At 42.1% G+C, this 12,139-nt stretch carries 10 protein-coding genes, 6 pseudogenes and 1 other annotated feature; all 16 genes and pseudogenes read left to right on the top strand.

Translation table 11 applies throughout. The features are described from left to right. The first annotated feature begins 6 nt into the window (after positions 1-6). The 16 genes and pseudogenes from disA to rplK all read left to right on the top strand — a co-directional run bounded on the left by disA (position 7) and on the right by rplK (position 12,132). Positions 7-1,079, top strand: a pseudogene (gene disA, locus ACEWFH_RS01185) (DNA integrity scanning diadenylate cyclase DisA). Positions 1,080-1,154: 75 nt separating this feature from the next. Continuing rightward, entirely contained in the window at positions 1,155-2,246 is a 1,092-nt protein-coding gene (locus ACEWFH_RS01180; RefSeq protein WP_473725819.1) for a PIN/TRAM domain-containing protein, read from the top strand. Positions 2,247-2,264: 18 nt separating this feature from the next. Beyond that, a complete protein-coding gene (gene ispD, locus ACEWFH_RS01175; RefSeq protein ID WP_473725818.1) occupies positions 2,265-2,981 on the top strand; it encodes a 2-C-methyl-D-erythritol 4-phosphate cytidylyltransferase in 717 nt (238 codons plus the stop codon). Then, on the top strand, positions 2,956-3,438 hold the full coding sequence (ispF, locus tag ACEWFH_RS01170) for a 2-C-methyl-D-erythritol 2,4-cyclodiphosphate synthase (protein ID WP_473725817.1): 483 nt from the start codon (positions 2,956-2,958) through the stop codon (positions 3,436-3,438). The genes ispD and ispF overlap by 26 nt, the downstream gene beginning before the upstream one ends. 64 nt (positions 3,439-3,502) lie before the next feature. Next, positions 3,503-3,634, top strand: coding sequence for a hypothetical protein (locus tag ACEWFH_RS01165; protein ID WP_473725816.1), 132 nt, complete (start codon positions 3,503-3,505; stop codon positions 3,632-3,634). A gap of 34 nt (positions 3,635-3,668) precedes the next feature. Next, positions 3,669-5,137 (top strand): annotated as a pseudogene (gene gltX / locus ACEWFH_RS01160) (glutamate--tRNA ligase). A 55-nt stretch (positions 5,138-5,192) separates the two neighbouring features. Further along, positions 5,193-5,420, top strand: a binding site (T-box leader). 271 nt (positions 5,421-5,691) lie between these two features. After that, complete coding sequence (gene cysE / locus ACEWFH_RS01155; protein WP_473725815.1) at positions 5,692-6,339, top strand: serine O-acetyltransferase; 648 nt, start codon at positions 5,692-5,694, stop codon at positions 6,337-6,339. Next, positions 6,339-7,741 (top strand): annotated as a pseudogene (gene cysS / locus ACEWFH_RS01150) (cysteine--tRNA ligase). Before cysE ends, cysS begins: the two are co-directional and overlap by 1 nt. Further along, positions 7,742-8,065, top strand: a pseudogene (locus ACEWFH_RS01145) (Mini-ribonuclease 3); the annotation flags it as partial. It lies immediately after the preceding pseudogene. An 87-nt stretch (positions 8,066-8,152) separates the two neighbouring features. Continuing rightward, complete coding sequence (gene rlmB, locus ACEWFH_RS01140; protein WP_473727178.1) at positions 8,153-8,926, top strand: 23S rRNA (guanosine(2251)-2'-O)-methyltransferase RlmB; 774 nt, start codon at positions 8,153-8,155, stop codon at positions 8,924-8,926. Then, positions 8,923-9,440, top strand: a pseudogene (locus ACEWFH_RS01135) (NYN domain-containing protein). The gene rlmB and the pseudogene ACEWFH_RS01135 overlap by 4 nt, the downstream one beginning before the upstream one ends. A gap of 79 nt (positions 9,441-9,519) precedes the next feature. Continuing rightward, positions 9,520-10,170 (top strand): RNA polymerase sporulation sigma factor SigH, encoded by a 651-nt coding sequence (gene sigH / locus ACEWFH_RS01130; RefSeq protein WP_066285495.1) that lies wholly within the window; start codon positions 9,520-9,522, stop codon positions 10,168-10,170. A 379-nt stretch (positions 10,171-10,549) separates the two neighbouring features. Continuing rightward, positions 10,550-10,675 (top strand): annotated as a pseudogene (gene rpmG, locus ACEWFH_RS01125) (50S ribosomal protein L33); the annotation flags it as partial. Between the two features lie 57 nt (positions 10,676-10,732). Then, positions 10,733-10,939, top strand: coding sequence for a preprotein translocase subunit SecE (gene secE / locus ACEWFH_RS01120; protein WP_066238009.1), 207 nt, complete (start codon positions 10,733-10,735; stop codon positions 10,937-10,939). Between the two features lie 75 nt (positions 10,940-11,014). Then, entirely contained in the window at positions 11,015-11,548 is a 534-nt protein-coding gene (gene nusG, locus ACEWFH_RS01115) for a transcription termination/antitermination protein NusG (RefSeq protein ID WP_473725814.1), read from the top strand. Positions 11,549-11,706: 158 nt separating this feature from the next. Then, on the top strand, positions 11,707-12,132 hold the full coding sequence (rplK, locus tag ACEWFH_RS01110; RefSeq protein ID WP_066238005.1) for a 50S ribosomal protein L11: 426 nt from the start codon (positions 11,707-11,709) through the stop codon (positions 12,130-12,132). The last annotated feature ends 7 nt before the right edge of the window (positions 12,133-12,139 follow it).

Below are 12,139 nucleotides of genomic sequence, written 5' to 3'. Positions count from 1 at the left end.
CATATTATGGACCATGCGATTAAAGAAGCAATCATAAGCCAAATGCTACAGCTTGTTGCTCCTGGACTCCGCTTCGGGAGGGAATTGACAATGTTTTGCGAGCAAATACAGGCGGACTGATCGTTGTTGGATATAACGATAAAGTAAAAGAAATTGTTGATGGTGGTTTTTCCATTAACTGCAAGTACTCGCCTGCATCATTATACGAGCTTGCTAAGATGGATGGAGCGATCATTCTAAATGAAGACGCGGCTAAAATTCTATATGCGAACACACAGCTGATTCCGGATACGGTTATTCCATCAACGGAAACGGGTATTCGTCATAGAACGGCAGAACGTGTTGCGAGACAGACGGGCAACCTTGTCATTTCCATCTCTCAGCGCCGAAATGTTATTACACTTTATCAAGGGATGATCCGCTATTCACTAAAAGAAATCGGCGTGATCTTAACGAAAGCCAATCAGGCAATTCAAACGCTTGAGAAATATAAAGTGGTGTTTGATCAAAGTGTTACGAATCTCGGTGCCCTAGAATTTGAAGAATTGGTGACTTTCCAAGAAGTTACACAAGTTATTCACAGAATTGAGATGGTTTTACGCATAAAAAATGAGATTATTAAATATGTTAATGAACTTGGTGTTGAAGGCAGGCTGATCAGAATCCAGATGGAGGAACTCGTTTCTAACATTGAGGAAGAAGCACTGCTTTTAATTAAAGACTATATGAAGGACCGGGAAAGTGATCCATACGGAATTCTTCGCCAGTTGAATAAACTCTCATCTGAAGAATTATTTGATGAATCCGTAATTATGAAACTTTTAGGCTTCTCAGCCGGTATGAATATGCAAGATGAAACGATTCATCCGCGCGGATACCGCATCCTTGCCAAGATTCCAAGACTGCCAGCTGTTATTATTGAGAACTTAACAGATGCATTTAGTAACCTTCCACAGATCTTACGTGCTTCTATCGATGAGTTGGACGAGGTCGAAGGTATTGGTGAGATTCGTGCAAGAAAAGTTAAAGAAGGATTAAAACGAATTCAAGAACAGCTTTTTGTCGATCGTCATATCTAGTTTTTATGTAAATTCTGTTTTGCACGTTTTTAATACGGTCATTTTGTAAATAATGATTAGGGAGGTGAATCAGGCATGCTAAAAAGAATTGTTCAACTATTTTTTATCGTAATAGGGGGCATGCTAGGCTATCTTTATATACCAGATCTCATTCGTGTACTTAACTTTGGTGATTTGCCGAATCAAGTAACATCCCCATATGTCGGGGCAGTGATTGGTGCACTTATACTATTTTTATCTACATTTTGGCTGTCGGATTACGTAGTAGGATTAATACGCTGGGCAGAAGAAACGGTTGTAAAAGCCCCTGCGACCGATCTTTTATCAGGAACGATGGGATTGATTATCGGACTGATCGTGGCATTCTTAATTCAGTCGCCGCTTAGCTCTATGGATATTGTGGTTGTCAGCTCGATCCTGCCGATTGCGATTACGTTTCTACTCGGTTATCTAGGTTTTCAGGTTGGTTTTAAAAAGAGAGATGAATTGATTCAGCTGTTCTCTTTAAACCGCCAAGGAAAAGAACGTAAGAAAGAGACGGAGATCGAGAAACCGCGTGGCAAGTATAAGATTCTTGATACGAGCGTTATTATCGACGGAAGAGTGGCGGATATCTGTCAAACTGGATTTTTAGAAGGTCCTCTTATTATTCCTCGTTTCGTTCTAGAAGAGTTGCAGTATATTGCAGATTCTTCTGATGTATTAAAACGTAATAGAGGACGCCGTGGTCTGGATATTTTAAATCGTATTCAAAAAGAGCTTTCTATGAAAGTAGAAATCTATGAAGGCGACTTTGAAGAGGTAACAGAAGTTGACAGCAAGCTTGTTAAATTGGCTCAGTTATTAACCGGTGTCGTTGTAACGAATGACTTCAACCTTAATAAAGTATGTGAACTGCAAAACGTTGCCGTACTGAACATCAACGATTTGGCTAATGCGGTAAAACCAGTTGTACTTCCTGGCGAAGAACTTGTTGTTCAAGTGATCAAAGATGGGAAAGAGCAGAATCAAGGTGTAGGCTATCTGGATGATGGAACGATGATCGTTGTAGAAGATGGGCGTGATTATGTCGGGAAAACGATCGATGTTGTTGTAACATCTGTTCTTCAAACATCAGCTGGCCGAATGATTTTTGCCAAAAAGAAATTATTAGAAAAAGCATTGTAACGAACGGTGGGGAAGCACGTGAACTATTGGACAGTCATTCCTGCTGCCGGACAAGGTAAACGAATGAATGCCGGGATCTCTAAGCAATGGATTGAGCTATTAGGAAAACCGGTTCTTGCACACACACTTGATGTGTTTGAAAAAGATCCTTCGTGTGCAGGTGTCGTTCTTGTCGGAAGCGAACAGGAATTAAAACAAATGCAGCAATTTGTACAAACGTTCCAATATACAACAGTGCGCCAAATCGTTCCAGGCGGAAAAGAACGTCAGCAAAGTGTGTATGAGGGCTTAAAGAAGGTCCCGGAAGACGCGGACCTTGTTCTCATCCATGATGCAGCACGTCCTTTTATCACTCATGATTCTATCCAGCAACTTGTGAACATAGCAGCAGACTCAGGTTCTGCCGTGTTGGCTGTTCCGGTAAAGGATACGGTAAAGAAAGTTGTTCAGAATCACGTGGAAGAAACGATCGACCGTTCCAGCTTGTGGGCTGTTCAAACCCCGCAAGCTTTTCGTCTTTCTATCGTAATGAAAGCACATGAGAAAGCGGATATAGAAGGATTTGTTGGAACGGACGATGCGAGCTTAGTGGAACGAATTGGAGAAACAGTCGCTATTGTAATGGGAGACTATCATAATATAAAATTAACTACGTCTGATGACTTGTTGTTTGGACAAGCCATTTTGTTAGACAGACAGGGGAAAAAGCATGATGCGCATCGGACAAGGTTTTGATGTACATGCCTTTTGTGAAGGGCGTCCGTTAATCATTGGCGGAGTAACGATTCCTTATGAAAAGGGACTTTTAGGACATTCGGATGCTGACGTTCTTTTGCATGCGATCACAGATGCACTGCTTGGAGCAGCGGGTGAAGGGGATATCGGCAAACAATTCCCTGATACAGATCCTGCCTATAAAGACGCAGACTCAAAACGTTTATTACTCGATTCTTGGAAACTGATCAAGAAAAAAGGATATGCTTTAGGTAATATAGATTGTACGATCATTGCACAAAAACCAAAAATGCTACCCCACATTGAAGAGATGCGCGGAGTGATTGCAGGCATTTTTGATGTTGATGTAGACAGAATTAACGTAAAAGCTACTACAACTGAAAAGCTAGGCTTCCCTGGACGTGAAGAGGGAATCGCAGCTCAAGCAGTTGTGTTGATTGAGAAGGCAATTCTCTAAAAGATTGTTGCTTTGTAGGCATTACGTTCACGATCTTCTCTGATAAAGTTGAATGGAGTGGAAGGTGGGAGACTCCTGCGGGACAGGCGGGCAGGTGAGACACTTAAGAGTGAAACGTTACGAATGTGGCTCACCGCTTGCCCCGCGGAAAGCGAGCACCTGGAACGGAAATCAACCACTTTCAAAAGCATCATAGTTTAAGTAAAAAATATCTATAGAGGTGAAGCAAGATGGCAAACGAAGTTCGAGTGCGTTATGCACCAAGTCCAACAGGACACTTACATATCGGGAATGCACGTGCAGCTTTATTTAACTATTTATACGCACGCCACACAGGCGGGAAATTTATTATCCGCATTGAAGATACAGATCAAAAGCGTAATATTCAAGGCGGAGAAGAAAGTCAGTTAAACCATTTGAAATGGCTCGGTATGGATTGGGACGAAAGTGTTGATATCGGTGGCGATTACGGCCCTTACCGCCAAATGGAGCGATTGGACCTTTATGAAAAGTATACGGATGAACTACTTTCAAAAGGTCTGGCATACACATGTTATTGTACGGAAGAAGAGCTTGAAGCCTCACGTGAAGAGCAGATGGCTAAAGGAGATACCCCTGTATATGACGGACGCTGCCGTAACTTATCTGTTGAAGAAAAAGCAAAACTCGAAGCAGAAGGAAGACGTCCTAGCATTCGTTTCTTAGTGCCGCAAGATCGTACGATTACGTTTGATGATATGGTTAAAGGTGAAGTTTCGTTTGAATCGAGCGGCTTCGGTGATTTTGTTATCGTAAAAAAGACGGAATCCCAACTTACAACTACGCGGTTGTAATTGATGATCATGAGATGGCGATCTCTCACGTATTACGAGGAGATGACCATATCTCAAACACACCTAAACAGCTTTTGATTTATGATGCGCTAGGTTTTGAGCATCCGAAATTCGGTCATACTACATTGATCGTCAATGAAAACCGAAAGAAATTAAGTAAGCGTGATGAGTCCATCGTTCAGTTTATTGAGCAGTACAAAGATTTAGGCTATCTGCCTGAAGCGCTGTTCAACTTTATCGCACTATTAGGCTGGTCACCAGGTGGAGAAGAAGAGATCTTCAGCCGTGAACAGTTTATTGAGATCTTTGATCCGAACCGTCTGTCTAAAGCACCTGCAGTGTTTGATACACAAAAGTTAGAGTGGCTGAACAACCAATATATGAAGCAGCAAGACGTAGCTCGAATTGTTGAGCTGTGTATGCCTCACCTCGTTAAAGCGGGTAGAGTTTCTGAGAACCCAAGTCCTGAAGAACAAGAGTGGATCACAAAGCTTGTCGCTCTTCATCAGGAAAAAATGAGCTACGGTGCTGAAATCGTAGACTTAACGGAACTTTTCTTCAAAGAAGAGATCGAGTATGAAGGAGAAGCACTTGAAGTATTGCAAGGTGAAGGTGTTCCATCCGTTATGGAATCGTTCATAACTCAGATTGAAAACAGTGATTCTTTTGAAGCGGAAGACATCAAAGCGATGATGAAAGCTGTTCAGAAGGAAACAGGCCAAAAAGGAAAGAACTTGTTCATGCCAATCCGTGTTGCAACGACTGGTCAGCAACATGGTCCAGATCTGCCTGCTGCTGTTTCCCTTTTAGGAAAAGATGTTATTATAAAGCGCGTAAATGCTGTACTTACTCAAATTAATAAGTAATAAAAGTACACATTTTGCAAAGATTATAATATAGTAAAAGAAACTTATATTTAAACGTAAAACGCAGATGAGGAAAGTAGGCTAGCGCTTTTTCATAGTAGAGAGAACCATCACCGGCTGAAAGTGGTTCATGGAAATGCTTGCTGAAGTGCCCCTCGGAGTCCCTTGCCGAAAGTTGAGTAGGTTTGGGCGGCAACTCCCCGTTACGGAGCTTAAGGGAACAGGTAAGTTTTATAAGGCCTGTTAAACAGAGTGGAACCGCGTCTAACAGTACGTCTCTGTGTCAAATTTGGCACAGGGGCGTTTTTATTTTGTAATTTCTTTGTTGCTCTTGAAAGTAGTTGATTTCCGTTTCAGGTGCTTCGCTTTCCGCGGGGCAGGCGGTGAGCCACATTCGAAAGTTTCACTTTTAAGTGTCTCACCTGCCCGCCTGTCCCGCAGGAGTCTCACACCTTACACTCCAATCAACGTAACAATGAAGAAAATAAACAGATCCCATAAACAACGCGCTTACGAAGAGTGCATTATTTTAAAAAGCAAGGAGGTTGGGGAGCTTGTTTTCAGCCATAAAAGAAGACATTCAGGTTGTTTTTGAAAAAGACCCAGCTGCAAGAAGCTCGTTCGAAGTAATCTTAACATACTCCGGACTGCATGCGGTTTGGGCACATAGACTGGCACATAAATTATTCAAACGCAACTGGCTGTTTCTAGCACGTTTAATTTCACAGATCAGCCGCTTTTTTACAGGGATTGAAATACACCCAGGTGCACAGATCGGAAGACGATTCTTTATTGATCATGGAATGGGAGTCGTTATCGGTGAAACGTGTATAATCGGTAACGATGTGACGCTGTACCAAGGGGTGACACTCGGCGGTACCGGAAAAGAAAAAGGAAAAAGGCACCCTACGCTAGAGGACCATGTGCTCGTCGCCACAGGGGCGAAAGTGTTAGGTAACATCACGATTGGGAAAAACTCGAAAGTCGGAGCGGGTTCAGTCGTTTTACAAAACGTACCGCCTGACGCAACGGTAGTAGGAATTCCCGGTAGAGTCGTAATTAAAGACGGCATTAAAGTCGGGTGTGAACTCGATCACCGTGATCTGCCAGACCCGGTAGCAGATAAATTTAGAGAATTGCAGCTAGAAATGAAAAAGTTATGTGAAGAACTGGAAAGAATGAAAAGAGGGAGTGAATCTTAATGAGCATTAAAATTTATAACACGATGACACGTCAAAAGGAGCTTTTTGTGCCGCTTGAAGAAGGAAAGGTAAAGATGTATGTGTGCGGACCGACCGTATATAACTACATTCATATCGGTAATGCCCGGCCGGCTATCGTATTTGACACGGTTAGAAGATATCTAGAATATAGAGGATTTGATGTGCAGTTCATCTCCAACTTCACGGATGTTGATGACAAGCTCATTAAAGCAGCAAATGAAATGGGCAGTGATGTGCCGACAATCGCTGAAAAATTTATTAATGCCTATCATGAAGATACATGCGCACTAGGCGTTAAAAAAGCAGACGCACACCCTCGAGTAACTGAAACGATGCCTGAGATCATCGAATTCATCGAGAACCTGATTAAAAAAGGCTTTGCTTATGAAGCGGCGGGGGATGTTTATTTTAAAACGCGTTCGTTTAATGGCTATGGTAAGCTGTCTCATCAATCGATTGATGACTTAAAATCAGGAGCAAGAATCGAAGTAGGCGAGAAAAAGAAGATCCGCTTGATTTTGCATTATGGAAAGCGGCAAAAGAAGGGGAGATTTATTGGGAGAGTCCGTGGGGTAAAGGCCGTCCTGGCTGGCACATTGAGTGCTCGGCAATGGCGAAAAAGTACTTAGGCGACTCGATCGATATTCATGGCGGCGGGCAAGACTTGGCTTTCCCGCATCACGAGAATGAGATTGCACAATCTGAAGCGTTAAATGAAGCACCGATGGCTAAATATTGGATGCATAATGGGTATATTAATATTAACAACGAAAAAATGTCCAAATCCCTTGGAAACTTTGTGCTGGTTCATGATCTTGTGAAGCAGCAAGATCCGCAAGTTATCCGATTCTTTATGCTGGCGGTACATTACCGCAACCCGATCAACTTCAGTCAGGAGTTATTGGAAGCGGCTGAAAACGGACTGAACCGAATTCGCACGTCATACGGTAACTTGAAACATCGCCTAACCGTTTCGGCTGACCTTTCTCTGGATACAGAAAAATGGAGTGAGTTTGTTTCAGAAACAAGAGCGAAATTTATTGCAGATATGGATGATGATTTCAACACGGCAAACGCCATATCTATTTTATTTGATTTCTCAAGAGAAGCGAATGTGTATCTTCAAGAGAAGAATACTTCAAAAGCGGTGATTACAGAATTTATCGCATTGTTTGATGAACTCGCAGGTGTATTGGGACTTACCCTTCATAAAGAAGAGGAATTATTGGATGAACAGATTGATGCTTTGATTCAAGAACGAAACGAGGCGCGTAAAGAAAAGAACTTTGCTCGCGCTGATGAAATACGTGACCTTTTGAAAGAACAGAACATCATTTTGGAAGATACCGCACAAGGTGTACGGTGGAAAAGAGATAAGTAAATGAAAACAACAGATGCAGATATAAAACAATTGAACGGAACCACGCTTGCTTACATGGGTGATGCGGTTATGGAACAATTCGTGCGTGAACATCTGATTCGAAACGGTCAGGTGAAACCGAACAGACTTCATGTATCGGCTACTAAATTTGTTTCCGCAAAAGCTCAGGCAAGCATGGTCGTTCAGCTGCTCGAAGAAAACTATTTTACAGATGAAGAAGTCGCTGTTATTAAGCGTGGGCGCAATGCGAATCAAGGAACAGTTCCAAAAAATACGGATGTTCAAACGTATAGGCATGCGACCAGCTTTGAGGCGATTATCGGATATCTCTATCTGTTAAACAGCCACGAACGTCTAAGAAACATGATGGAATATGTGTTAACAGATAATCTTGAAAGGGGAGGTCTTAAGATGAGTGAAGGAAAAGAACAAAAAGAACAAGAACTAATCATCGGTCGAAATCCGGTTATGGAAGTACTGCGCTCCGGCCGTGATATTAATAAAATTTTTGTAGGTGAAGGATCTCAAAAAGGACCAGTAAGCACGATCGTTTCGATGGCGAAAAAGCAAAACGTGCTTGTGCAATATGTGCCAAAACAGAAGCTGGATTCATTAAGCGGAGGAGGCAATCACCAAGGTGTTATCGCGGGTGTTGCAGCATACTCATACGCGGATATCGATGATTTATTTAAAATTGCTGAAGAGCGTGGGGAAGAGCCGTTTTTTATTTTGCTGGACGAGCTGGAAGATCCTCATAATTTAGGTTCGATCATGCGTACAGCTGACGCAGTTGGAGCACATGGCATCATCATTCCGAAAAGACGTTCTGTCGGTCTAACGGCAACAGTAGCGAAAGCTTCAACTGGAGCGATCGAATACATTCCGGTTGTTCGTGTAACCAATCTCGTTCAGACGATGAAAGAATTAAGAGATCGCGGCATGTGGTTTGCTGGTGCTGATATGAAAGGAAAAGATGACTACAGACAAGCGAAATGGGACATGCCTTTAGGTCTTGTGATCGGAAGTGAAGGAAAAGGGATGGGAAGACTCGTTTCAGAAACATGTGATTTCCTTGTTCAGCTTCCAATGAAGGGTAAAGTAACATCACTTAATGCTTCAGTCGCTGCCAGCCTCTTGATGTATGAAGTGTACCGCAACCGCAATCCGCTAGAAGCGCGAAAATGAAAACCCGCCACTATTTGATTGTTGATGGCTACAACATCATTGGCGCTTGGCCCGAACTTCGGAGCTTAAAAACATCAGATTTTGCAAAAGCAAGAGACCTGCTGATTGAGTATATGGCAGAGTACCAGGGAACAACGGGGTATCAAGTGATTGTTGTATTTGATGCCCATCTTTCTCCGGGTACAGAAAAAAGACAAAAAATCATCGTGTGGAAGTGATTTTTACACGAGAGAATGAAACAGCGGATGAACGGATTGAACGGCTGGTCGGAGAATTAAAATCGATTGATACGCGTATTTACGTAGCAACATCGGATTCAACAGAACAGTGGCAGATCTTTGGTAAAGGTGCACTTCGAAAATCCGCACGAGAATTAAAGAACGAAATGGATGAGATCGAAAAGCATATTCATGTGTCAGTTGGCGAGCGGAAAAGAAAGCAAAACCCATCATCTATCCTTCTTTCAGACGAAATTGCCGAAATATTTGAAAGATGGAGAAGAGGTCAAAAATAAGGAATGTTGACGCTTTTGTGAATTATGAGCTATAATATTGCTATATTTTGCCGGTAAAAACCTGGTGGGGGGATTTGTCGTGAACATAGATCTCAAGGAACTGTCAGTAAGCGATTACGAGCTCATGGAAGATGAAAGCCTTGTGGAACTGGTTCATGAGGGGGACAGCGCAGCACTTGAATATTTGATTAACAAGTATAAGAATTTTGTTCGTGCGAAAGCAAGATCATACTTTTTGATCGGTGCAGACCGTGAAGATATTATTCAAGAGGGCATGATCGGGCTCTATAAAGCGATTCGCGATTTTAAAGAGGACAAGCTGTCATCCTTTAAAGCTTTTGCCGAACTATGTATTACGAGGCAAATGATTACCGCTATCAAAACGGCAACTAGACAAAAACACATTCCGTTAAATTCTTATGTGTCGTTGGACAAGCCTATCTATGATGAAGAATCTGACCGTACACTGATGGATGTTATTTGCGGTACAAAAGTCACTGATCCTGAAGAACTGATTATCAATCAAGAAGAATTTGATGATATTGAAGTGAAGATGGGGGAAATATTAAGTGATTTGGAACGTAAAGTTCTTATGTTGTACCTCGACGGAAGATCATATCAGGAAATCTCAGTGGATCTCGACAGACACGTGAAGTCGATCGATAACGCGCTGCAGCGAGTGAAACGTAAATTAGAGCGCTATTTAGAACTAAGAGAAATTACATCGTAAGAGCGGGGAGTAAGTATCCCTGCTCTTTTTTTCTAGGGTCCTTATTTATAGTGGTGTAGCAATTGGTTGTTTAATCGCTTCATCGACAAGTTGATTGGAGTGCAAGGCGCGAGACTCCTGCGGGATGAGTGGGACAGGTGAGACTCCTATGGCGCAAAGCGGCAGGAGGCTCACCGCACACCCCGCGGAAAGCGAAGCGCCTGGAACGGAGATCAACTACTTTCAAAAGCAGCAGTTTTAACGGAATAAAACGTGATTTTCCCTTTATTGACAAGCTTATACCCCTATGTTAATGTTTTAAAAGTAACATTGTAACGTGGATGAGTGGGTTTGTCTCACGAAAGGTGTTTATTTAGCATGAGAAAAAAGTTTTTTAGCCTGTAAACAATGCTCAAAACGAAATTATACAACGATGAAGAACCAACAAAACAATCCTGAACGAGTCGAGGTTAAAAAGTTTTGCAGTTACTGCAATGCTCATACCATTCACCAGGAAACTAAGTAAGCGAAGTAAGCTTTTTTTATAAATGTTAAATGAATTAAAGCATGGGGGTTTATGAAGATGGCGGATGTTGCAGAAAAGACAAAAAAATCACCAGCAAAGTTTCTTTCTGATGTAAATAAGGAAATGAAGCGCGTTAGCTGGCCTTCGCGAAAAGAATTATTTCGCTATACAGGGATTGTACTGTCAACTGTAGTGGTTATGGCTTTGTTCTTCTGGGTTGTGGATTTAGGTATTTCACAATTAGTTGAGCTTATTTTAGGGTAGATTAGATACAGCTTCTTTTGGATAGAATGCTAGAGTATATCCATTTTAGGAGGGAAAGGACACGGGTCCCATCGTATGGAAAAAAATTGGTACGTAGTTCATACCTATTCAGGTTATGAAAACAAAGTAAAAGCAAACTTGGAAAAGCGTTTGGAATCTATGGGGATGACAGATAAAATTTTCCGTGTACTTGTACCTGTAGAAGAAGAGACCGAAACAAAGAACGGTAAGACAAAAACAAGCATGAAGAAAGTTTTCCCTGGTTATGTATTAACGGAAATGATCATGACAGATGATTCATGGTATGTTGTACGTAATACGCCTGGGGTAACAGGATTTGTCGGTTCTGCTGGGGCGGGCTCAAAGCCAACGGCACTTTTGCCTGAGGAAGTAGATCATATTCTTAAAGGTATGGGTATGGAAGCGCCGCGTGTTGAAGTTGATTTCGAAATTAAGGAATCTGTAAAAGTAAAAGAAGGTCCTTTTGCTGACTTCGTAGGTACGATCGAAGAGATCGATGCAACAAAACGCAAGCTGAAAGTTCACGTCAATATGTTTGGTCGTGAAACACCTGTTGAACTCGAGTTTAACCAAGTTAGCAAGTTATAATGGAAAAAGACTTGTAATCACTTCGAAAAGGTGATAGAATTTTTTATGTTTGATATTACTAATCAACTGCTTCCTCTCTTTTAGGAGGGGAAGCGTATTTTTGAGTGGGAGGGTTTCGGCCCATAATACCACATCACGGACTTAAGGAGGTGTGTCGCGTGGCTAAAAAGGTTATAAAAATGGTGAAATTGCAAATCCCTGCTGGTAAAGCAAACCCGGCACCGCCAGTTGGACCTGCACTAGGACAAGCTGGGGTAAACATCATGGGATTCTGTAAAGAATTCAACGCTCGTACTGCTGATCAAGCTGGTTTAATCATTCCGGTAGAAATCACGGTTTTCGAAGACCGTTCATTTACATTCATCACTAAAACTCCTCCGGCTGCTGTTCTTTTAAAGAAAGCTGCGGGAATCGAGTCAGGTTCTGGTGAGCCAAACAAGAAAAAAGTTGCGACTGTAAAGCGTGATAAAGTTCGCGAAATCGCAGAAACAAAAATGCCTGACCTAAACGCTGCTAGCGTTGAAGCTGCAATGCGTATGGTTGAAGGTACAGCACGCAGCATGGGAATTGTTATCGAAGACTAATTCCGTG

The organism is Fictibacillus sp. EA-CB0309 (assembly GCF_055814265.1).
Note: the sequence above shows the minus strand (reverse complement) of the source record. Positions and strands in the feature narration are given on the sequence as shown.

Bases quoted from the DNA above. Each gene is read 5' to 3' on its own strand.
- secE (WP_066238009.1), top strand. From the start codon at position 10,733: ATGGCGGATGTTGCAGAAAAGACAAAAAAATCACCAGCAAAGTTTCTT.
- nusG (WP_473725814.1), top strand. From the start codon at position 11,015: ATGGAAAAAAATTGGTACGTAGTTCATACCTATTCAGGTTATGAAAAC.
- ispF (WP_473725817.1), top strand. From the start codon at position 2,956: ATGATGCGCATCGGACAAGGTTTTGATGTACATGCCTTTTGTGAAGGG.
- ACEWFH_RS01180 (WP_473725819.1), top strand. From the start codon at position 1,155: ATGCTAAAAAGAATTGTTCAACTATTTTTTATCGTAATAGGGGGCATG.
- rlmB (WP_473727178.1), top strand. From the start codon at position 8,153: ATGAGTGAAGGAAAAGAACAAAAAGAACAAGAACTAATCATCGGTCGA.